The 21,748-nt window shown below is 73.0% G+C and carries 21 protein-coding genes and 1 tRNA gene; 17 read left to right on the top strand and 5 right to left on the bottom strand.

Annotated elements, in window-relative coordinates; all coding sequences use genetic code 11:
* Positions 1–45: 45 nt before the first annotated feature.
* A complete protein-coding gene (locus AB0D32_RS02595; protein ID WP_357083643.1) occupies positions 46–1,278 on the bottom strand; it encodes a hypothetical protein in 1,233 nt (410 codons plus the stop codon).
* An 82-nt stretch (positions 1,279–1,360) separates the two neighbouring features.
* Here AB0D32_RS02595 and AB0D32_RS02590 point away from each other — a divergent pair, with 82 nt between their 5' ends.
* The 7 genes from AB0D32_RS02590 (at position 1,361) to AB0D32_RS02560 (ending at position 7,645) form a co-directional block, all read left to right on the top strand.
* On the top strand, positions 1,361–2,338 hold the full coding sequence (locus tag AB0D32_RS02590; protein ID WP_357084212.1) for a TatD family hydrolase: 978 nt from the start codon (positions 1,361–1,363) through the stop codon (positions 2,336–2,338).
* The gene (rsmA, locus tag AB0D32_RS02585) at positions 2,335–3,204 is read left to right on the top strand and encodes a 16S rRNA (adenine(1518)-N(6)/adenine(1519)-N(6))-dimethyltransferase RsmA (RefSeq protein ID WP_357083640.1); all 870 of its coding nucleotides are present in this window, start codon (positions 2,335–2,337) and stop codon (positions 3,202–3,204) included. Before AB0D32_RS02590 ends, rsmA begins: the two co-directional genes overlap by 4 nt.
* A gap of 9 nt (positions 3,205–3,213) precedes the next feature.
* Positions 3,214–3,354: a hypothetical protein gene (locus tag AB0D32_RS02580; RefSeq protein WP_357083637.1), complete on the top strand. Its 141-nt coding sequence runs from the start codon at positions 3,214–3,216 to the stop codon at positions 3,352–3,354.
* Entirely contained in the window at positions 3,351–4,304 is a 954-nt protein-coding gene (locus AB0D32_RS02575; RefSeq protein ID WP_357083633.1) for a 4-(cytidine 5'-diphospho)-2-C-methyl-D-erythritol kinase, read from the top strand. Before AB0D32_RS02580 ends, AB0D32_RS02575 begins: the two co-directional genes overlap by 4 nt.
* Before the next feature lie 238 nt (positions 4,305–4,542).
* A complete protein-coding gene (locus tag AB0D32_RS02570) occupies positions 4,543–6,348 on the top strand; it encodes an ABC-F family ATP-binding cassette domain-containing protein (protein ID WP_357083630.1) in 1,806 nt (601 codons plus the stop codon).
* A 114-nt stretch (positions 6,349–6,462) separates the two neighbouring features.
* Complete coding sequence (locus tag AB0D32_RS02565; protein WP_357083627.1) at positions 6,463–6,918, top strand: DUF4383 domain-containing protein; 456 nt, start codon at positions 6,463–6,465, stop codon at positions 6,916–6,918.
* A gap of 250 nt (positions 6,919–7,168) precedes the next feature.
* Positions 7,169–7,645, top strand: coding sequence for a DUF4383 domain-containing protein (locus AB0D32_RS02560; RefSeq protein WP_357083624.1), 477 nt, complete (start codon positions 7,169–7,171; stop codon positions 7,643–7,645).
* A gap of 9 nt (positions 7,646–7,654) precedes the next feature.
* Here the strand turns inward: AB0D32_RS02560 and AB0D32_RS02555 are convergent, their stop codons facing one another.
* Entirely contained in the window at positions 7,655–8,344 is a 690-nt protein-coding gene (locus AB0D32_RS02555) for a TetR/AcrR family transcriptional regulator (RefSeq protein ID WP_357084209.1), read from the bottom strand.
* Between the two features lie 229 nt (positions 8,345–8,573).
* Positions 8,574–9,530 (bottom strand): acyl-CoA desaturase, encoded by a 957-nt coding sequence (locus AB0D32_RS02550; protein WP_357083621.1) that lies wholly within the window; start codon positions 9,528–9,530, stop codon positions 8,574–8,576.
* A gap of 113 nt (positions 9,531–9,643) precedes the next feature.
* Between AB0D32_RS02550 and AB0D32_RS02545 the strand changes: the two genes are divergently transcribed.
* The 9 genes from AB0D32_RS02545 to AB0D32_RS02505 all read left to right on the top strand — a co-directional run bounded on the left by AB0D32_RS02545 (position 9,644) and on the right by AB0D32_RS02505 (position 18,339).
* Positions 9,644–10,531, top strand: coding sequence for a helix-turn-helix domain-containing protein (locus tag AB0D32_RS02545; RefSeq protein WP_357084206.1), 888 nt, complete (start codon positions 9,644–9,646; stop codon positions 10,529–10,531).
* 7 nt (positions 10,532–10,538) lie between these two features.
* A tRNA-Gln gene (locus AB0D32_RS02540) sits at positions 10,539–10,610 on the top strand.
* Positions 10,611–10,673: 63 nt separating this feature from the next.
* Entirely contained in the window at positions 10,674–12,251 is a 1,578-nt protein-coding gene (glmU, locus tag AB0D32_RS02535) for a bifunctional UDP-N-acetylglucosamine diphosphorylase/glucosamine-1-phosphate N-acetyltransferase GlmU (RefSeq protein WP_357083618.1), read from the top strand.
* 55 nt (positions 12,252–12,306) lie between these two features.
* Positions 12,307–13,287: a ribose-phosphate diphosphokinase gene (locus AB0D32_RS02530; RefSeq protein ID WP_357083615.1), complete on the top strand. Its 981-nt coding sequence runs from the start codon at positions 12,307–12,309 to the stop codon at positions 13,285–13,287.
* Between the two features lie 400 nt (positions 13,288–13,687).
* The gene (locus AB0D32_RS02525; RefSeq protein WP_357083612.1) at positions 13,688–14,377 is read left to right on the top strand and encodes a 50S ribosomal protein L25/general stress protein Ctc; all 690 of its coding nucleotides are present in this window, start codon (positions 13,688–13,690) and stop codon (positions 14,375–14,377) included.
* A 110-nt stretch (positions 14,378–14,487) separates the two neighbouring features.
* Positions 14,488–15,078, top strand: a complete 591-nt coding sequence (pth, locus tag AB0D32_RS02520) for an aminoacyl-tRNA hydrolase (protein WP_357083609.1) — start codon at positions 14,488–14,490, stop codon at positions 15,076–15,078.
* 110 nt (positions 15,079–15,188) lie between these two features.
* Positions 15,189–16,022, top strand: coding sequence for an inositol monophosphatase family protein (locus AB0D32_RS02515; RefSeq protein WP_357083606.1), 834 nt, complete (start codon positions 15,189–15,191; stop codon positions 16,020–16,022).
* Between the two features lie 80 nt (positions 16,023–16,102).
* Positions 16,103–17,014 carry a sulfate adenylyltransferase subunit CysD gene (gene cysD, locus AB0D32_RS02510; protein ID WP_357083603.1) on the top strand — a complete coding sequence of 304 codons (912 nt, stop codon included), beginning with the start codon at positions 16,103–16,105 and terminating at the stop codon, positions 17,012–17,014.
* Positions 17,014–18,339: a GTP-binding protein gene (locus tag AB0D32_RS02505; protein ID WP_357083600.1), complete on the top strand. Its 1,326-nt coding sequence runs from the start codon at positions 17,014–17,016 to the stop codon at positions 18,337–18,339. The genes cysD and AB0D32_RS02505 overlap by 1 nt, the downstream gene beginning before the upstream one ends.
* A gap of 72 nt (positions 18,340–18,411) precedes the next feature.
* Here the strand turns inward: AB0D32_RS02505 and galK are convergent, their stop codons facing one another.
* Both galK and galE read right to left on the bottom strand, forming a co-directional pair.
* The gene (gene galK, locus AB0D32_RS02500) at positions 18,412–19,572 is read right to left on the bottom strand and encodes a galactokinase (RefSeq protein WP_357083597.1); all 1,161 of its coding nucleotides are present in this window, start codon (positions 19,570–19,572) and stop codon (positions 18,412–18,414) included.
* Positions 19,569–20,552, bottom strand: a complete 984-nt coding sequence (galE, locus tag AB0D32_RS02495) for a UDP-glucose 4-epimerase GalE (protein WP_357083594.1) — start codon at positions 20,550–20,552, stop codon at positions 19,569–19,571. Before galE ends, galK begins: the two co-directional genes overlap by 4 nt.
* 255 nt (positions 20,553–20,807) lie before the next feature.
* Here galE and AB0D32_RS02490 point away from each other — a divergent pair, with 255 nt between their 5' ends.
* Entirely contained in the window at positions 20,808–21,743 is a 936-nt protein-coding gene (locus AB0D32_RS02490; protein WP_357084202.1) for a hemolysin family protein, read from the top strand.
* Positions 21,744–21,748: the final 5 nt, after the last annotated feature.

Below are 21,748 nucleotides of genomic sequence, written 5' to 3'. Positions count from 1 at the left end.
GCCCCACCCGCCGTTATGCCGCCGCAGGCAGGCGCCGCGCCCCGATCAGAGCGCGTACGGCAGATCCACCACCCGGTCGTCGGTGACCTCGGCCACGGGCGCCCACGCCTCGTAGACGCCCCGCTCCTGGCACTGTGCCCCGGTCTCCGCCACCGCGTCCGGACCGGGCCGACGCAGGCGCAGCCGCAGCCACCCGGACTCCTCCCGCAACACCAGGCACGGCACGCCCCGCCAGTCGGCCAGCCGCAGCCGGCGGGCCGCCGACTCCACCGGGTACCGGGCGGCCCGGGTCATCGCCAGCACCCGGAACCCGCCGGGCAGGTCGGCCACCGCCTCGTACTCGCCGCCGGCGTAGCCGCCGACCAGCCGGGTGGAGTGGGGCGCCTCGCCGGTCGGCACGTACTCCTGGTCGGGGGAGAGGCCCGGCACCGCCGCCAACAGGTGCCGCCACTGCGGGCCGGCCATCCGCAGCCAGCCGCGCTGCTCGACCTGATAGCTGTAGAGCACCACCTCCACGCCGTCGGAAGGGTAGGCGAGCAGGGTGGCGTTCGCCGGCATCGGCAGGTCCGCGAAGTCGGCCGTGACGAACTCCGGGACGAGTTGGCCACCGCTGGGCACGAAACCCGTACCGAGCACCGCCCCACCCAGCCGGTCCCGGGGCGCCAGCGCGGTCAGCCCCCGGTGTGCCTCACCGACCGGCACGTCGTAGTCGGCCGGGTCGGCCGCCCGCCAGCGCAGCGCGTACGTCACGTCCGCGCCGTCGTGACCGTCCGTGCCGTCGGTGCGCAGCACCGTCATCGCCGCCGGCGTACGCAGGTGCGCCACGTCGTGCTCCCGGTAGCAGAAGCCGTGCGGCAGCCACCCGCGCACGAATCCGGCGAGCTGCCGGGCGGAGAGCACCTTCACCATCCGGGTGCCCCGCCGGAGCACCGCCGAGGCGCGCACCGCCGCCAGCGTCGGGTCACCGGCCGCCGCCGGCTGCTGGCTGAGCTGCTGCACGTACGACCAGCCCCGCTCCCGGTGCAGCGGCACCAGCAGCGGGGACTCCGCCTCCTCGCCCGGATCCACCGCCGGTCGTACGACCGTGACCTCGGTGGCGTGCACGAACCTGCGCCACGGCAGCGTGCCGCCGGGCCGGGGCGCCCACTCGAAGCCGGGCGCCGCCTCGGCGCTGAACAGTTCGTACGCCGCGCCCCGGGCGATCTCCTCCGCCGGGTACACCACACCCCCGTACGTCACACACGGGTCGTTTCCGCTGCGCTGAGGGGTGGTGGTCACGGCGTCGACGCTAGGCGCGTCAGGTGCCGCCCCGGTGAACAGCCGGTGGCGTCCCCGGAACACGGGCCGCCGGCGGTGTGTGATGCTGGCCGCGATGAGCGAGCCCACCGAAACCCGCAAGCAGCGCGCCGCCCGCCGGGCCGGGGAGTTCCCGCCCGTGCCCGAGCCGCTGCCCCGTCCCGTGCTGGACAGCCACACCCACCTCGACATCACCGTCAGCGAGGCCGGCGTACCCCCGCGGGCCCCGCAGTCGCCCGCGGGCGACGGCACCGCCGACGACCCGGTCGCCGCAGCCGTCGCCGTCGCCGCCTCGGTGGGCGTGGACCGGCTGGTGCAGGTCGGCGTGGACGTCGCCTCCTCCCGCTGGAGCGCCGACGTCGCCGACACCCACCCGGCCGTGCTGGCGACCGTGGCGCTGCACCCGAACGAGGCCCCCCGCCTGCCCGACCTGGACGAGGCACTGCGCGAGATCGAGGCGCTCGCCGCCCGGGACCGGGTACGCGGGATCGGCGAGACGGGGATGGACTTCTTCCGCACCGGCGAGGAGGGGCGCGCCGTCCAGGAGGAGAGCTTCCGGGCGCACATCGCCATCGCCAAGCGGTACGGCAAGGCGCTGGTCATCCACGACCGGGACGCGCACGCCGACGTGCTGCGGATCCTCGACGACGAGGGCGCGCCGGACACCGTGGTGCTGCACTGCTTCTCCGGCGACGCCGACTTCGCCCGCGAGTGCGTCCGCCGGGGCTACCTGCTCAGCTTCGCCGGCACGGTCACCTTCGGCAGCGCCACCGCCCTGCGGGAGGCCGCCGCGATGACCCCGGTCGAGCAGATCCTGGTGGAGACCGACGCGCCCTACCTGACCCCGATGCCGCACCGGGGCCGGCCGAACGCCTCGTACCTGATCCCGCTGACCGTACGGTCGCTGGCCGAGACGACCGGCACGGACCTGGACCGGCTCTGCGCCGCCATCTCCACCACCGGCGACCGCGTCTTCGGCCCGTGGTGTGAGGAAGGGCCCTTCCTCACCCCTATGGAGGGCCGCATAGGCTACGGGGCGTGACCGGTCTCCTCGGCCCGGCGGAGATCCGGGAACTGGCCGCCCGGCTGGGCGTCACCCCCACCAAGAGGCTCGGCCAGAACTTCGTGCACGACCCGAACACCGTCCGGCGCATCGTCACCGCCGCCGGGCTGGCCCCGGACGACGTGGCGCTGGAGGTCGGCCCCGGCCTCGGCTCCCTCACCCTCGCCCTGCTGCCGGCCGCCGCGCACGTGCACGCCGTGGAACTCGACCCGACGCTGGCGGGCGCGCTGCCGGACACCGCCGCCCGGCACGCCGGGCCCGACGCCGCGCGGCTGACCGTCCACCACGCCGACGCGCTGCGGGTGCGTGCCGCCGAGCTGGCCGATCCGGCGCCGACCGCGCTGGTGGCGAACCTGCCCTACAACGTTGCCGTGCCGGTGGTGCTGCACCTGCTCGCCGAGCTGCCCAGCCTGCGACACGGGCTGGTGATGGTGCAGAAGGAGGTCGCGGACCGGCTCGTCGCCGGCCCCGGCTCCAAGGTGTACGGCGTCCCCTCGGTCAAGCTCGCCTGGTACGCCTCGGCCCGCGCCGCCGGGAAGGTCCCGCCGAACGTCTTCTGGCCGGTGCCGAACGTCGACTCGGGACTGGTCGCCTTCGCCCGCCGCGAGCCGCCCCGCGCCGACGTACCCCGGCAGCGGGTCTTCGCCGTGGTGGACGCGGCGTTCGCGCAGCGCCGCAAGACCCTGCGCGCGGCCCTGGCCGGCTGGGCCGGCGGCGCCGACCGGGCGGCTGCCGCCCTCACCGCCGCCGGTGTCGATCCCGGCGCGCGCGGTGAGTCACTCACCGTCGAGCAGTTCGCCGCCATCGCCGCGTCGGCCCCGGCCGCCCCACCCGCCGCGCAGTAGGCTGACGCCGTGCCCACGGGGGGCCATCCGCACGTGTACGCGTACGACCTGGTCGACGGCCGGTACGAGCCGTCCGTCGACTCCGCCGAGGAGCTGATCGTGACCAAGCCGTTCGACATCCGCCTGCGCGTGCCGGACACCGCCTCGTGACCGAGGCCTGGGGACCGGACGACGAGGACGGGCGGCGGCGCGGAGCCAGCGGACCGGTGCGGGTCCGGGTGCCCGCCAAGGTCAACCTGCACCTCGGGGTGGGGCCGTTGCGCGGCGACGGCTACCACGAGCTGAACACCGTCTACCACGCCATCTCCATCTACGACGAGCTGACCGCCCGCCGGGGCGACACGCTCACCCTCACGATGGAGGGCGAGGGCACCGGCGAGCTGGCCCTGGACGACACCAACCTGGTCATCCGGGCGGCCCACGCCCTCGCCGGCCACGCCGGTGTGCCGCCGTACGCCCGGCTGCATCTGCGCAAGCAGATCCCGCTGGCCGGTGGGCTGGCCGGTGGCAGCGCCGACGCCGCCGCCGCGCTGGTCGCCTGCGACGCGCTCTGGGGCACCGGGCTGTCCCGCGACGAGCTGGCCCGGATCGCCGCCGACCTCGGTTCCGACGTGCCGTTCCTGATCCACGGCGGCACCGCCCTGGGCACCGGCCGGGGCGAGACGGTCAGTCCCGTGCTGGCCCGGCCCACCACCTGGCACTGGGTGGTGGCTGTCGCCGACGGCGGCCTCTCCACCCCGGCCGCCTACCGGGAACTGGACCGGCTCCGCGAGGCCGGCGCCGCCGGCGAGCCGCTGGGCAGCACCGACGCGCTCTTCGCCGCGCTGCGCCAGCGGGACCCGCGGGTGCTCGCCGCGGCCCTCGGCAACGATCTCCAGGACGCCGCCCTGTCCATGCGCCCGTCGCTGGCGGAGACGCTGAAGGCCGGCGAGGCGGCCGGCGCGCTGGCCGGCATCGTCTCCGGTTCGGGGCCGACCTGCGTCTTCCTCGCGACGGACGCCGCCGACGCCGAACGGATCGCCACCGAACTGGCGTCCGCCGACGTCTGCCGCACCGCCCGCACCGCCCACGGCCCGGTCCCCGGCGCCCGCACCCCCTAACCCCTCCCGCCCCCGCCCCCCCGCCCCCCCGCCCCCCGCGCCCGCCTCGTCGATCTTGCAGTTATGGCCCAGGGTGTGGGCGGAATGTGGCGATTGTCGGGGCGACAAGTGCAAGATCGCGGGGGAGTGCGCGGGAACCCCGCGTGGGGCGGGCGGTGGGGTGGGCCGCGTAGGGTGGAGGCTCAGGCGTCCTCGTGCCGGTCGGCACCGGGACGCCTTGATCATGGGAGGTGAGGTCGTGGCCAACATCGTCAACCTGGACCGGGTTTCCAAGGGCTACGGCGCCGCCGGGCCGCTGCTCACCGACGTCTCGCTCGGCCTGGACGACGCCGACCGGATCGGCGTGGTCGGCCTCAACGGCGCCGGCAAGTCCACCCTGCTGCGGCTGCTCACCCGGATCGAGGAACCGGACGACGGGCGGGTCACCCACCGCCGCGACCTGCGGGTCTCCTGGCTGCCGCAGACCCTCCAACTCGCCCCCGACGCCACCGTCCGCGACGTGGTGCTCGGCACCGCCTGGCTCGGCGAGAGCATGGGCGCCGAGCACGAGTGGGCCGGCGACGCCGGCGTCCGGGCCATCCTCGACGGCCTCGGCATGCCCCACCTCGGCCTCGACCAGCCGGTCGGCCCGATGTCCGGCGGCGAGCGGCGGCGGGTCGCACTGGCCGCGCTGCTGGTCCGCGAGTCCGACCTGCTCATCCTCGACGAGCCCACCAACCACCTCGACGTCGGCGGCGTCGACTGGCTGGCGAAGCACCTCGTCGGCCGCAAGGGCGCGCTGGTCGTGGTCACCCACGACCGGTGGTTCCTCGACGCCGTCTGCACCAACACCTGGGAGGTCGCCGACCAGACCGTCCGGGCGTACGAGGGCGGCTTCGCCGCCTGGACCCTCGCCCGGGCCGAACGCGACCGGGTCGCCGCCGCCACCGAGGCCCGCCGGCAGAACCTCCTCCGCAAGGAGATCGCCTGGCTGCGGCGCGGACCGCCCGCCCGCACCTCCAAGCCGCGCTTCCGCATCGACGCCGCCAACGCCCTCATCGCCGACGTCCCCCCGGCGCGCGACACCATGTCGCTGCAACGCCTCGCCACCGCCCGGCTCGGCAAGCAGGTGTACGACCTGGAGCAGGTCACCCTGCACGCCGGCCCGAAGGAGATCCTTCGCGACGTCACCTGGCAGGTCGGCCCCGGCGACCGGATCGCCGTCCTCGGCCGCAACGGCGCCGGCAAGACGACCCTGCTGCGGATGCTGGCCGGCATCACCCGACCCGACGGCGGGCGCCTCGCCACCGGCTCGACCGTCCGGCCGGCCTTCCTCTCCCAGGAACTGGCCGAGCTCCCCGGCCACCTGCGGGTGCTCGAAGCGGTCGAGGAGGTCGCCCGGCGGGTGCAGCTCGGCGACCGGGAGGTCTCCGCCGCCCAACTCGCCGAGATCTTCGGCTTCGACGACCGGCGGCTCTGGACGCCGGTCAGCGACCTCTCCGGCGGAGAGCGTCGCCGGTTGCAGATGCTCCGGCTGCTCGCCAGCGAACCGAACGTGCTCCTGTTCGACGAGCCCACCAACGACCTCGACACCGACACCCTCGCCGCGCTGGAGGACCTGCTCGACTCCTGGCCCGGCACCGTCATCGTGGCCAGCCACGACCGGTACCTCATCGAGCGGGTCACCGAGGTCGCGTACGGGATGTTCGGCGACGGCCGGCTGGTGCACCTGCCCGGCGGCGTCGACGAGTACCTCGCCCGGGCCGCCGGCCGACCCGGGCCGGCGACGCCGGAGGCGGCCCCCGGGGCAGGCGCCGGCACGTCCGCCGCGACCGGAATGTCCGCCGCCGAGGCGCGGCAGGCCCGCAAGGAACTGGCCCGGCTGGAACGGCAGGTCGCCAAGCTGGAGCAGAAGGAGACGGCGCTGCTCGACCAGCTCGCCACGCACGCCACCGACTACGCCAAGGTCGCCGAACTCGACGCGCAGCTCAAGGAGTTGCGCGCCGAGCGGGAGCGTACCGAGGAGTCCTGGCTGGCCCTGGCGGACGAGATTCCGGCGATCTGAGCCACCACGCGGGTCGCGGCGCCGCACCGGGAGACACCCGTGTGCGGCGTCACACCTCGGCGTGCGGGACAATCGTCCGCGACCCCTCACCCGAACGGCGTTGGAGACTCAGACATGGCCCACACCCCCGTCAACCACCCCGCGCGGCCGGTCTACCGGGCGATCGGCGGGCTGACCGGTCTGTACCTGGTGGCCTTCGGTGTGCTCGGCATCATCACGAGCGTCGGCGACGAGGTCCTGGCCCAGGATGAAACCCTGATCCTCGGCCAGGGCACGAACCTCGGCTTCTCGCTGCTCAGCGTCCTGCTGGGGGCCGGGGTGCTGGCCGGCACCGCGATCGGTCGCAACATCGACGTCATGGTCAACCAGTGGCTGGCGTACGCCATCATGGTGATCAGCCTCGCCGGTCTCGCCTTCCTCCAGACCGAGGCCAACATCTTCAACTTCAACATCTTCACGATCGTGGTGCTGATGGTGGTCAGCCTGATCCTGCTGATGGTCGGCATGTACGGCAAGGTCGGCACGGACGAGGAGCAGGAGGCCTGGCAGAAGGCCCGGCTCGTGCTCTGATCCTTCGCTGGTTGCTCTCCGGGTTGTCGCCGGAGCCCGACCCGCTCCGGGCGGTCAGGCTGATCCCTGCGCGGGTCGGGCTCCGGCGACAACCGCCGTGGTCCCGCTCCGTCCGGCCGTTGCTGCCCGGCGGGTGGGATCTTCTGCGTGTACGGCACCGCGCGGGCGTCGCTGTTGTGGGCGGTTTGCCGGACATCTGGCTTCTGGCCGGGTGACAATCGGATGATTGTCGTACTCGGGCGGAGGGATCATGCCGCACTTTCCCGTGAACCATCCGGCGCGGCCGGTCTACCGGGTCCTCGCCGGACTGGTGGGCCTCTACATCCTGGTCTTCGGGGTCTGGGGCGTCGCCCTGACCTGGGGCGACCCGCTCTTCGACCGAGGCAGCAACTGGGCCCTCGGGCTCCGCACCAACCTGGCCTTCTCGCTGGCCTCCGTCGTCTTCGGGGCCGTGCTCATCGTCGGGGCGTCACGGCGCGGCAACCTCGGCCACAACATGAACCTGACCGCCGGCGTCGTCTTCCTGGTCACCAGCATCCTCATGATGTCCGTGCTCCAGACCGACGCCAACTTCCTCAACTTCTCGATGTCCACGGTCGTCGTGTCGATGCTCTTCGGCCTGCTCCTGCTCGGCACCGGCCTGTACGACAAGGTCGGCACCCACGAGCACGCCGAGGAGGAACGGCGGCGCCGGCACCACCCGGTCTCCGAGGCACACAGCCGCTGACGACCGGGGTCAGCGCCCCCGCACCGTGATCAGGCCCGGCTTCGCCTCCAGGTGCGACAGCCCACTCCAGGCCAGGTTGACCAGGTGCGCCGCCACCGTCTCCTTGCGCGGCTTGCGCACCTCCAGCCACCAGCGGCCGGTCAGCGCCACCATCCCCACCAGCGCCTGCGAATAGAGCTCGGCCAGCTTCGGGTCGTAGCCCCGGCTCTTGAACTCCGCACCCAGGATGTGCTCCACCTGGTGCGCCACGTCGTTCATCACGCTGCTGAAGTTGCCCGCCGCCGACAACACCGGCGAGTCCCGCACCAGCACCCGGAAGCCGCTGGTCTCCTCCTCGATGTACGTCAGCAGGGCCAGCGCCGCCTGTTCCAGCAACTCGCGCGGATGGCCGGCGGTCAGGGCCGTGGTGATCCGGTCCAGCAGGGCGCGGACCTCCCGGTCCACCACCACCGCATAGAGCCCCTCCTTGCCGCCGAAGTGCTCGTAGACCACCGGCTTGGAGACCTTCGCGCGGGCCGCCACCTCCTCTATGGAGGTGGCGTCGAAGCCGCGCTCGGCGAAGATCTGCCGGGCGATCGAGATCAGCTGCTCCCGGCGCTGGGCCGCCGACATGCGTACCCGTGAGGAGGGCTTGGGGGCCGCGGCGGGAACCGCCCGCCGCCGGCCGGTCGTGCCGTCGCTGCCAGGGACATCCGCCATGTTCTCGTCACTCCGCCGGCGCTCGGTGACGCCCTGTCGTCCGATGGTGCCGCCGCCGTGCTGGGTCACGTCGCCCCCTCGCGGTCGTCGGTCGGGTGGCGTTGCCGCCCCCGGCGACCGTATCCGCGGCGGGCCCCGCCTCCGGGGCGCCGGGCCGTCCGGCGTCGCACCCGCTTCGCTCGGTCACCCGGCCATACTGCCAGGTGACCTTCGCGCCCACCCGCCCGCTTTACCGCCCGGTGCCCGGCTCGACGAGCTTCGCCGCGATGCGCTCGGGCTTCGGCCAGCGCACGTCCCAGGCCGTGCCGACCTTCTCGAACAGCCAGATCACCCGCGCCGAGACGTCCACCTGACCGCGCAGTACGCCGTGCCGCGCGCTGGTCGGGTCGGCGTGGTGCAGGTTGTGCCAGCTCTCGCCGAACGACAGGATCGCCAGCGGCCAGAAGTTCGACGCCCGGTCGCCCTGGCGCATCGCGAACGGGCGCTCCCCGTAGACGTGGCAGGCCGAGTTGATCGACCAGGTCACGTGGTGCAGGAACGCGATGCGCACCAGGCCGGCCCAGAAGAGCGCGGACAGCGCGCCCCGCCACGACCAGGTGAGCAGGCCGCCCATCAGCGCGGGGCCGAGCACAGAGACCACCACCAGTAGCGGAAACAGTCGGTCCACGCGGTTGATGTCCCGGTCGGCGAGCAGGTCCGGCGCGAACCGCTTCCGGTTGGACAGCTCCCGGCCGAAGAGCCAGCCGACATGGGCGTGGAACAGGCCCCGGGTCAGGCCGCGGACGCTCTCCCCGAACCGCCACGGCGAGTGCGGGTCGCCCTCCAGGTCGGAGAAGGCGTGGTGGCGCCGGTGGTCGGCCACCCACTGGATGATCTCGCCCTGCACCGCCAACGAGCCGGACACCGCCAGCGCGACCCGCAGCCAGCGCTTCGCCTTGAACGACCCGTGGGTGAAGTACCGGTGGTAGCCGACGGTGATGCCCAGCCCGGAGACCACGTACCAGAACCCGGCGACGGCCACGTCGGTCCAGCTCAGCCAGCCGCCCCAGGCGACCGGTACGGCGGCGACGAGGGCCAGGAAGGGAATCACCACGAACGCCCAGAGGGCGATGAGGATGCCTCGGGACTGGGTGCCCTGGGTGAGTGGTTTCGGGCCTGCGGACGGATCGAGGGATGTGGTGGACATGGCACCTCGCAGAGGGAGGGGAAGATCACGAAGTTACGCCTACGTCACCGTAACTTAGGTTCCCGAGGCGCGCATCGGACAGCGTCGTGGATGAATGTCCCGAGTTGTCGTACGTGCGTTCTAAGCTCCTGCTCATGACGGATCCCTTCGCCGACGAGGTGCGTCGGCTGCGCACCGTTGAGCAGCTCTCCGTCCGGGAGATCCGGGCACGCACCGGGCTTGGCCGCAACCGCATCAACGACTTGCTCCGGGGTGTCCCACCGCCTGAGCGGACTCGTCGACCCAACGCCAAGGACGACCTCAGGGCGGCTGCGGTCGAGCTGCGCGCCGAGGGACACTCGGTCAACGACATCGCCCGTCAACTCGGCGTGGCGAAGTCGACCGCCTACCAGTGGGTCAGGCACCTGCCGTTGGCCCGAGACGGGGCGGACGCGGAGCGGCGCCGGGCACACGCGGCGCTGATGACCGAGGCGCGGTGGGCGGCGCATCGTCAGGCCCGCGACACGGCCCGGGCCGCGGAGCACGTGCGTGCGGCAAGCCTCGTCGGGTGCCTCGCCGACCGGGACCTGCTGCTGCTCGGCGCGGCGGTCTACTGGTGTGAGGGGACGAAGTCGAAGCCGTGGCGGCGGGACGACCGCCTCCAGTTCGTCAACAGCGATCCGGGGCTGCTCGCGCTCTTCCTGCGTTTCCTCGAGGTGTGCGGGGTCGATCGCGCTGTCCCCAGTTACCGCGTCAGCATCCACGAGACGGCCGACCTCGACGCGGCGCTGAAGTGGTGGGTGCGAAACCTCGATCTGCCGGTTGAGCGATTCCAGCGCGCCAACCTCAAGAAACACCGTGCGGTGACGGTGCGACGCAACGTCGGAGAGGACTATCGTGGCTGCCTGGTGATCACCGTGCCGGGCAGCCGCGAGCTCTACTGGCGGATCGAAGGTATGATCGCCGAGCTGTTCCAGACGGTCAGGCGACGCGAGCCGGAATCTGCGACACGTGACGCTTGATATTTGATGGGGTGTGGGGTAACGGCAACCCGCAGGCCTTTGGAGCCTTGAGCTCCTGGTTCGAATCCAGGCACCCCAGCTCACGCCGCATCTCCCGGCATTCGTGTGGCCATGCCAAATGGCGGCTCATCGTCTGGTTAGCATGGCCGCGAGACTGTTCGCCGTCCCGACGGGAGCCCGTGTCGTGTCCCAGCCCCACCTCCGCACCGTTGTCGTGCTCGCCGCCGGTGAGGGCAAACGGATGAAGTCGGCGTTACCCAAGGTGCTGCACCCGCTGCTCGGCCGTACCCTCGTCGGCCATGTCCTCGCCGCCGCCGCGCCGCTGACCGCGGACCGCACGGTGGTCGTGGTGGGGCACGGCGCCGACCAGGTCCGCGCGCACCTCGCGGAGATCGCCCCCGAGGCCACCCCGGTGCTCCAGGCCGAACAGCTCGGCACCGGGCACGCCGTCCGGATCGCGCTGGACGCCGCGCCGGACGCCACCGGCACCGTGATCGTCATCAACGGCGACGTGCCGCTGCTCCGCCCGGAGACGGTGGCCGCCCTGGTGGAGGCGCACGAGGTGGCGGGTGCGGCGGCGACCGTGCTCGCCGCCGAGGTGCCCGACCCGACCGGTCTGGGCCGGATCGTGCGCAACCCGGACGGGCGGCTCGAGCAGATCGTCGAGGAGCGCGACACCACCCCCGCGCAGCGGGCGATCCGGGAGATCAACGCCGGCATCTACGCGTTCGACGTCGCCCGGCTGCGCGACGCGCTGGGCAAGCTGTCGACCGACAACGACCAGGGCGAGGAGTACCTGACCGACGTGTTCGGCCTGCTGGGCTCGGCCGGTGAGCCGGTGGCGGTGCACGTGGCGGCGGACCACGTGGAGACGCTGGGCTGCAACGACCGGGTCGAGCTGGCCACGCTGCGCCGGCTGCTGCGCGACCGGGTCAACGAGGCCTGGATGCGTACCGGGGTCAGCCTGCTCGATCCGGACACCACGTGGATCGACGTGACGGTCGCGCTGGACCGGGACGCCGTGGTCGACCAGAACACCCAGCTGCGCGGCGGCACGGTGGTCGGCACCGGTGCGGTGGTCGGGCCGGACGTGACGCTGATCGACACCGTCGTCGGCCCGGGCGCCACCGTGCTGCGCAGTCACGCGGTGGGCGCGGAGGTCGGTCCGGGTGCCACCGTCGGGCCGTACGCGTACCTGCGGCCGGACGCCCGGCTGGCCGAGAAGGCCAAGGTCGGCACGTTCGTCGAGGTGAAGAACTCGCAGTTGGGTGCGGGCGCGAAGGTGCCGCACCTGTCGTACGTGGGGGACGCCACGATCGGCGCGAAGGCGAACATCGGTGCGGCGACGATCTTCGTGAACTACGACGGGGTGAACAAGCACCACACCACGGTCGGCGAGGCCGCCTTCATCGGCTGCGACACCAGCCTCATCGCGCCGGTCGAGGTGGGCGCCGGGGCGTACGTGGCGGCGGGCAGCGCGATCGCGCAGGACGTGCCGCCGGGTGCACTCGGGGTCACCCGGGCGCCGCAGCGCAACATCGAGGGCTGGGTGGTCCGCAAGCGGGCCGGTACGGCGTCCGCCGAGGCGGCCGCGCGGGCCAGATCGGCTGATGAGAGTGCGTCGGCGTCGGGGTCCGGGGCAAGTGAAGGTGAGGCAATCCACGGGGATGCCGAGCCGGTCAGGTCGGCGTCCGGCGCGGGGGATACTGCAACCGAATAGTCCCCGGCCCACCACCACCGCCGGGTACCACCGACCAACGGGAGCAGACGGGCCCATGGGCAGCATCGTCGCCGAAAACCGCAAGAGCCTGATGCTTTTTTCCGGACGTGGCTTTCCGGAGTTGGCCAAGGAGATCGGTGAGGTGCTCGGCGTCGCGCCGACGCCGGCCGACGCGTACGAGTTCGCCAACGGTGAGATCTTCGTACGGTTCAAGGACTCGGTGCGTGGTTCGGACGCCTTCGTGGTCCAGTCCGTCACGCACGGGGTCAACAGGTGGGTCATGGAGACCCTCATCATGATCGACGCGCTGAAGCGCGGTTCGGCCAAGCGGATCACCGTGGTCCTGCCGTTCTACCCGTACGCCAGGCAGGACAAGAAGCACCGCGGCCGGGAGCCGATCTCGGCCCGGCTGGTGGCGGACCTGCTGAAGACGGCCGGGGCGAACCGGATCCTCACCGTCGACCTGCACACCGCGCAGATCCAGGGCTTCTTCGACGGCCCGGTCGACCACCTCTTCGCGATGGACATCCTCGCCGAGTACGTCCAGCACAAGTACGCCGGCCGCCCGATGACGGTGGTCGCGCCGGACTCGGGCCGGGTGCGGGTGGCCGAGCGGTGGACGGACCGGCTGGGCGGCTGCCCGCTGGCCTTCATCCACAAGACCCGGGACCCGCTGAAGCCGAACCAGGTGGTGGCGAACCGGGTGGTCGGTGAGGTCGAGGGCCGGGTCTGCCTCATCGTCGACGACATGATCGACACGGGCGGCACGATCTGCAAGGCGGCGGACATCCTCCGGGAGTCCGGCGCGGCCGACGTGATCGTGGCCTCGACCCACGCGCTGCTCTCCGACCCGGCGACCGAGCGGCTCAAGAACGCCCCGATCAGCGAGGTCGTGGTGACCAACACGCTGCCGCTGCCGTCGGACAAGCAGCTCGACAAGATAACCGTGCTGTCGATCGCGCCGCTGCTGGCGCGGGCGATCCGCGAGGTCTTCGACGACGGCTCGGTGACCACCCTCTTCGGCGGCCTGAGCTGACCGCCTGACGCCGACACCGGGCCGGTGGCGCCGCCGCCCACCGGCCCGGTGTCGGGCGTACGCGGACCCGGAGCCGCAGGTGGCGGGGCCTGGGCCGGGCGGGTTCCGGCCCGGCGTGCGCGGGGCCTGGAGGCGGCGGGGTGGGCGGATCCTTATCACCCTGCGGGCCTGCGGGAACGGTGATAAGGGGACTGCCGGAGAGCACGGAATCAGCTCGGGTAGACTGGTGCGGTTGCCACGGCGAGGGTGCCCGGCGGGCCGCTGACAAGCGCCGCACGGAGGCACCGTCATCGACGCGGTGCTCCGGGCAGTCGTTCTCGACGCATGAGCCCCAGCGAGCCCCTCGCCCCAGCACCGCCAGTCGACAAGCCGCCGCAGCGAAAGCATCAGGAGTTCTCCCGTGTCCGAGGTAAAGATCAGCGCCGAGCCCCGTACCGAGTTCGGCAAGGGTGGTGCCCGTCGTACCCGCCGGGCCGGCAAGGTGCCCGCCGTGCTGTACGGCCACGGCGAGAAGCCCAAGCACATCGCGCTGCCGTCCCGCGAGTTCGCCGCCGCGATCCGCAAGGGCGGTGCCAACCAGCTCTTCGCGATCGAGGTCAGCGACGGCACCCAGGTGCTGGCGCTGCCGAAGGCGATCCAGCGTGACCCGATCAGGGACACCTTCGAGCACGTGGACCTGCTGCTGGTCCGCCGGGGCGAGAAGGTCACCGTCGAGGTCCCGGTCCAGCTGACCGGCGAGGCCGCGCGGGACACCCTGATCGTGCACGACCACGACACCCTGTCGGTCACCGCCGACGCCACCAAGGTGCCGGACCACCTGGAGGCCTCGATCGAGGGCATGGAGGCCGGCACCCAGGTGACCGCCGGTGACGTGAAGCTGCCGGCCGGCGTCGAGCTGGTCGCCGACCCGGAGCTGCAGGTCGCCGCGGTGACCGCCGCGCCGACCGCCGAGCAGCTCGAGGCCACCCTCCCCGAGGTCGAGGAGGCAGCCGAGGAGGCCGAGGCCGAGGTCGGCGAGGAGACCGCCGAGGGCGCCGAGGCTCCGGCCGCCGAGGGCGAGGAGACCACCGAGGCGAAGACCGAAGCCTGATCGGTCCGCATCGTTGCGACAGGCGTCCCCGCGCGGTCGGGGGCGCCTGTCGGCGTATCGGTGTCCGGGCGGGCGGATGACGGCGAGCAGCGGGAGGGGCGGGGCGGGGCGTGACGGACGAGACGGGACCGTGGCTGGTGGTCGGCCTGGGTAACCCGGGTCGGGAGTACGCCGGCAACCGGCACAACGTCGGTTTCATGGTGGCGGATCTGCTGGCGGGCCGGCTCGGCGCGAGGTTCGGTCGGCACAAGCGGGCGGTGGCGGAGGTCGCCGAGGGGCGGCTCGGCTTCGGCGGTCCGAAGCTGGTGCTGGTCAAGCCGCTGACGTACATGAACCTCTCCGGTGGGCCGGTGGCCGGCCTGGCGCAGTTCCACAAGGTGCCGCCGGGCCAGGTGGTCGCGGTGCACGACGAGCTGGACATCGGCTACGGCCAGCTGCGGGTGAAGTGCGGCGGCGGCGAGGGCGGGCACAACGGCCTGCGGTCGATGTCGAAGTCGCTGGGCACGAAGGAGTACGTCCGGGTGCGGTTCGGCGTCGGCCGGCCGCCGGGGCGGCAGGACCCGGCGGACTACGTATTGTCGGATTTCGGCGCGGCCGAGCGCAAGGAGCTGGAGTTCTTGGTGGACCGGGCCGCGGACGTGGTGGAGTCGGTGATCACCAGGGGCGTGGAGCCGACGCAGAACCTCTACCACGGGGTGTGAGCACCGGGCCGGGTGCCGGGGGCCGGTAGTCTTCGCCTTTCGGCGCGACGCGGGTCGTCGGCGGTGGGCGGGCCGGCGCGGAGCGTGGCGAGGCGACGGGAGCAGGAATCATGGGCAGTCCTCCGACGATCGACGGTGCTTTCGCCCGGTGGCTGGCGGCACGGGCCGGTGAGGCGCTGCTGGGCCTGCGCTCCGAGATGGGCTTCGCCGACGCGGGGGCGTTGAAGGCCGCGGGCGACAAGGTCTCGCACGACCTGATCCGCACCGAGTTGGCGAGGTGGCGGCCGGGTGACGCGGTCCTCTCCGAGGAGGACGAAGGCTCGCGGCTGGCCTGGGCGGCGGAGGTGAACGCCGGGACGGTGCCCCGGCTGACCGCCGACCGGGTGTGGATCGTCGACCCGCTGGACGGCACCCGGGAGTACTCCGAGGAGGGGCGTTCGGACTGGGCGGTGCACGTGGCGCTCTGGGCGCGTACCGCGCCGACGCCGCATGGCCTGGTCGCGGGCGCGGTCGGGTTGCCGGCCCAGCACCGGGTGCTGGGCACCGACTATCCGCCGGCGTACCCGCCGATGACGGTGGAGGCGGCGACAGCGCCCGGCGGTCGTACGATCCGCCTGGCGGCGAGCCGGAGCCGGCCGCCGGTGTTCCTGACCGACCTGGCCGAGGACGTCGGCGCGCATCTGGTGCCGATGGGCTCGGCCGGGGCGAAGATCGCCGCGGTGGTCACCGGCGACGTGGACGCCTACATACATGCGGGCGGCCAGTACGAGTGGGACTCGGCGGCGCCGGTGGCTGTGGCGACGGCCACCGGGCTGCACGCTTCCCGGATCGATGGTTCTGCGCTGAAATACAACGAGGCGGACCCGCGCCTACCCGATCTGCTGGTCTGCCGCAAGGATCTCGCCAGTCGGTTGCTTGCAGCGTTGCAGCGCCATTCCGGGTAGCCTGAGCGGCACTTCTTGGCATACCCGACCGGAAAGGTCTGGAATACGATGAGCGGATTCGAGCGAAGCGAGCCCGTGTCATGACCGCCCCCGCCGCCTACCAGGTGTCGCACCTCGACGCGCTGGAGGCCGAGAGCATCTTCGTGATGCGCGAGGTGGTCGCCGAGATGGAGCGGCCGGTGCTGCTCTTCTCCGGTGGCAAGGACTCGATCGTGATGCTCCGGCTGGCCCAGAAGGCGTTCGCCCCGGCCAACATCCCGTTCCCGGTCATGCACGTGGACACCGGGCACAACTTCCCCGAGGTCCTGGAATACCGGGACCAGCGGGTCGCCGAGCTGGGGCTGCAACTGGTGGTGGCGAGCGTGCCCGAGGCGCTGGCCAGCGGGCTGGTACGCGAGTCGGGCGACGGGATGCGCAACCGGATCCAGACCCCGGTGCTGCTGGACGCGGTGGAGAAGCACCGCTTCGACGCGCTCTTCGGCGGCGCGCGCCGCGACGAGGAGAAGGCCCGCGCCAAGGAGCGGGTGTTCAGCTTCCGCGACGAGTTCGGCCAGTGGGACCCGAAGAACCAGCGTCCGGAGCTGTGGGCGCTCTACAACGGCCGCCACCACCCGGGCGAGTCGATCCGGGTCTTCCCGCTGTCCAACTGGACCGAGCTGGACGTCTGGCACTACATCGCCCGCGAGCGCATCGCGCTGCCGTCGATCTACTACGCGCACGAGCGCGAGGTGATCGAGCGCGACGGGATGCTCTACGCGGTCAACGAGTTCTTCCGTCCACGGGCGGGCGAGGACCGTTTCAAGGCGCGGGTGCGTTACCGGACGGTGGGCGACGCGTCCTGCACGGCGGCGGTCCGTTCCGACGCCGACACGGTCGAGAAGGTCATCGAGGAGGTCGCCGCCACCCGGATCACCGAGCGCGGCGCGACCCGCGGCGACGACCGGGTCAGCGAGGCCGCCATGGAGGACCGCAAGCGGGAGGGCTACTTCTGATGACCACCGAGACCGTCGCGAACGCGACTGACGGCCGGGCCGCCGCCGGCGGCGCGCCGGAGGCCCGGCCGATGGACCTGCTGCGCTTCGCCACCGCCGGCAGCGTCGACGACGGCAAGTCGACCCTGATCGGCCGGCTGCTGTACGACACGAAGTCGCTCTTCACCGACCAGCTCGCCGCCGTCGAGGCGGTCAGCGCCGCGCGGGGCGACGAGTACACGAACCTGGCGCTGCTCACCGACGGGCTGCGGGCCGAGCGCGAGCAGGGCATCACCATCGACGTCGCGTACCGCTACTTCGCCACCCCCCGGCGGAAGTTCATCATCGCCGACACCCCGGGGCACATCCAGTACACCCGCAACATGGTGACCGGGGCGTCGACGGCCGACCTGGCGCTGATCCTGGTGGACGCCCGCAAGGGCCTGGTCGAGCAGTCCCGCCGGCACGCGTTCCTCTGCTCGCTGCTGCGGGTGCCGCACCTGGTCCTCTGCGTCAACAAGATGGACCTGGTCGACTGGTCGCAGGAGGTCTTCGAGCGGATCGCGGACGAGTTCACCGCGTTCGCCGCGAAGCTCGACGCGCCCGACCTGACGGTGGTGCCGATCTCCGCGCTGCGCGGCGACAACATCGTCAGCCGGTCGGAGAACATGCCCTGGTACGAGGGTCCGTCGCTGCTGCACCACCTGGAGCGGGTGCACATCGCCAGCGACCGCAACCTGGTCGACGTCCGCTTCCCGGTGCAGTACGTGATCCGCCCGCAGTCGACCACCGTCACCGACTACCGGGGCTACGCCGGCCAGGTCGCCTCCGGCGTGCTCAAGCCGGGCGACGAGGTGATGGTGCTGCCGTCGGGGTTCACCAGCCGGATCGCCGCCGTGGAGACCGCCGACGGGCCGGTCACGGAGGCGTTCCCGCCGATGTCGGTGACCGTACGACTCGAAGACGAGATCGACATCTCCCGGGGCGACATGATCTGCCGCCCGAACAACTCCCCGGCGGTCGCCCAGGACATCGAGGCGATGGTGTGCTGGCTGGACGAGACCCGGCCGCTCCAGGTCGGCGGCAGGTACGCCGTCAAGCACACGACCCGCTCCGCGCGGGCGATCGTGCGTGGGCTGCACTACCGGCTGGACATCAACTCGCTGCACCGCGACGAGTCGGCCGGCGAGTTGAGGCTCAACGAGATCGGCCGGGTGCGGCTGCGGACCACCGTGCCGCTGCTCGCGGACGAGTACCGCCGCAACCGCACCACCGGCGGCTTCGTGATCATCGACGAGGCCACCAACCGTACGGTCGGCGCGGGGATGATCGTCGAGGCGCAGTGACGCCCACCGACGGGCGGCACCGCCGCCGGCCGTCAGCTCACCACTGCTGAGGCGGCCCCGCCACGCTCACCGTCAGTCCAGCCGGGTGGCCCCGGGGCCGGGCAGGACGGTGACGTGGCGGGGGGCGCCGAAACCCCGCTCGGCGTACGCGGCCGTGACGGCGGCGGCGACCGCGTCGGCCCGTTCCGCGTCGACCAGGGCGAGAACGCAGCCGCCGAAGCCGCCGCCGGTCATCCGGGCACCGAGCGCCCCGGCGGTCAGGGCCGCCTCGACGGCCGTGTCGACCTCCGGGACGGTGATCTCGAAGTCGTCCCGCATAGAGGCGTGCGAGGCGGTCAGCAGCGGGCCGATCTCGTGTACCCGGCCGGCGCGCAGCAGCGCGACGGTGTCGAGCACCCGCTGGTTCTCGGTGACGACGTGCCGCACGCGGCGGCGGGTGACGTCCTCGTAGAGCCGGGCCAGGGCGTCGGCCAGCCCGTCGGCCGGGACGTCCCGTAGCGCCGCGACGCCGAGCAGCCGGGCCGCCCGTTCGCAGGACGCGCGGCGGGCGGCGTACTCACCGTCGGCGTGCCGGTGCGGGGCCCGGCTGTCGACGACCAGCACGGCGAGGCCGGCGGCGTCCGGGTCGAACGGGACGTGCTCGACGGACTCGTCGCGGCAGTCCAGGAAGAGCGCGTGCCCGGCGCGGCAGCGGATGGCCGCCGACTGGTCCATGATGCCGGTCGGCGCACCCACGTAGCCGTTCTCCGCCCGCTGGGCCAGCCGGGGCCGTCGCCCGGCGGGCAGGTCGAGCCCGCCCAGGTCGACCAGGGCGGCCAGCACGGCGGCCTCCAGGGCGGCCGAGGAGGAGAGCCCCGCGCCCAGCGGCACGTCGGAGGCGATCGCGAGGCGCGCGCCGGGCACGGCGTGCCCCGCCTCCCGCAGCGCCCACACGACCCCGGCCACGTACGCGCCCCAGCCGGTGATCCGCCCGGGGCCGGCGACCTCGTCGGCGCCGAACGTGACCGTCTCGCCGGAGAGCTCGGAGCGGACCGTCCACGTGTCGCCGGGCTGCCGGGCGGCGGCGGCCACCGTGCGCAGGGGCAGGGCGAAGGGGAGCACGAAGCCGTCGTTGTAGTCGGTGTGCTCGCCGATGAGGTTCGCCCGCCCGGGAGCCGCCCAGCGGCCGGCGGGCGGCTCGTCGTACGCCGAACGGAAGCCGGTCGTGGCGCGGGCCGCGACGTCGTCGGTCACCGCGCCCCGAGGACGTGGGTGCGGTAGAAGGACCAGGCGTCGGCGACGATGTCGGGCAGGGTCGGCTTCTGCGGCACCCAGCCCAGCTCCTCGTGGGCCAGCGCGGACGACGCGACCAGTTCGGCGGGGTCGCCCTCGCGGCGCGGCGCCATCTCGACCGGCACGGGGTGCCCGGTGACCTCGCGGACCACGTCGATCACCTGCCGGTTGCTGAAGCCGTTGCCGTTGCCCAGGTTGTAGATGCGGTGCTGCCCGGCGGTCGCGGCGCCGAGCGCCAGCAGGTGGGCGCGGGCCAGGTCGGCGACGTGGATGTAGTCGCGCACGCAGGTGCCGTCGACGGTCGGGTAGTCGTCGCCGAAGAGCTGGAGCTTCTCCCGCCGGCCGGCGGCCACCTCCAGCGCGATGGGGATCAGGTGGGTCTCGGGGTCGTGCCGCTCGCCGAGCGCGACGTCGCCGTCGAGGTACGCGCCGGCCACGTTGAAGTAGCGCAGCGAGACGGCGGCCAGGCCGTGCCCGATCGCCTCCGAGGTGAGGGCCATGTCGACGGCGAGCTTGGTGGCGCCGTACGTGTTGGTGGGGGCCTTGACCGCGGTCTCCGGGATCGGCAGCTCGACGGGGTTGCCGTAGACGGCGGCGGTGGAGGAGAAGACCAGGCGGGGCACGCCGGCGGCCCGGACCGCGTCGATCAGGGCGAGGGAGCCGACCGTGTTGGTGTGCCAGTAGAGCTCGGGCCTGGTCATCGACTCGCCGGCGGCGATCAGCGCGGCGAAGTGCAGCACCCCGTCGAAACCCGCACCCGGGGTGAGTACCCGCGCGACGTCGTGGACGGGCGCGTCGACGTACGCCGCGTCGGGGGCGAGCGCCTCCCGGTGGCCGGTGCGCAGGTCGTCGAGGACCACCACCTCGTGGCCGGCGTCGAGCAGCATCCGGGTCACCACGCTGCCGATGAAGCCGGCGCCACCGGTTACGAGCAGTTTCACGTCGGTCTCCTCCTGCCTGACCGCCTGTCGCGGCCCGTGCCTGATCACCCTACGGCCGGTCGCCCCGTCGCCGCCGTCCGTCGGCGGCCCGTGCTCCGGTGCACAATTCAGCACATCGGCGAACATGGGCAGTCTGCCGGCCCGGCGCTGTCTACCATCACTGTCATGCGGGAAGTGGGTGGTCCCGGGTCGCGGCGACGCGCCCGGAACCGGCCACGCCACGAGCCGGGGCCGCTGCCCCGGGCCGTCGCCCGAATGGTGGTCCGCGCCGCCGACGGCGCCACCCGGGCGGTGACGGCCCTGCTCGGCGCCAGCCCGGCGGCCGGCCGGGAGCGGATCAGCGAGGCGGAGCTGCGCGACCTGGTCGCCGCCAACACCCTGCTCGACCCGGTCGAACGCCGGATCATCGACGAGGTGCTGGTCGCGGGCGCCAGCCTGGTGCGCGAGGTGATGATGCCGCGCACCGAGGTGGTCTTCCTCTCCGCCCGGCTCACCATCGCCGAGGCGGAGCGGATGGTCCGGGCCGAGACGCACACCCGCTACCCGGTGGTCGACGGCACCCACGACGACGTGGTCGGCTTCGTGCACCTGCGCGACGTGCTGCTCCGTCCCGACCTCGACCCCTGCACCACGGTCGGCGAGCTGACCCGGGAGGTGAAGCGGCTACCGGGCAGCAAGCGGGTGCTCGCCGCGCTCAGCGAGATGCGCCGGGAACGCCACCACCTCGCCGTGGTGGTCGACGAGTACGGCGGCACCGCCGGCATCGTCACCCTGGAGGACCTGATCGAGGAGCTGATCGGGGAGATCCACGACGAGTACGACACCGCCCCCGACCCCGTGCACGCGGGCCTGCCCGCCGTGGTGGACGGCCGGCTCAACCTCGCCGACTTCGCCGAGCGCACCGGGGTGAGCCTGCCGTCCGGCCCGTACGAGACGGTCGGCGGCTTCGTGATGGCGGCGCTGGGCCGGCTCCCGGCCGCCGGCGACGAGGTGCCGGTGGCCACCGGCCCGGCCGGCGACGGCGGCGCGGAACCCGGCGATCCGCCCGGCGGCTGGCTGCTGCGGGTGCTCACGCTGGAGGGGCGGCGGGTGGCCCGGCTCACGGTCTCCGCCGTGCGCCTGCCGGAGCCACGGCGCGAGGTCGCCGCCCCGACACCGGCGGGGCAGAGCCGACCCGCCGGCCCGTCATGACGCGC

The organism is Micromonospora sp. NPDC048170, from assembly GCF_040652795.1.
GTDB lineage: Bacteria > Actinomycetota > Actinomycetes > Mycobacteriales > Micromonosporaceae > Micromonospora.
Note: the sequence above shows the minus strand (reverse complement) of the source record. Positions and strands in the feature narration are given on the sequence as shown.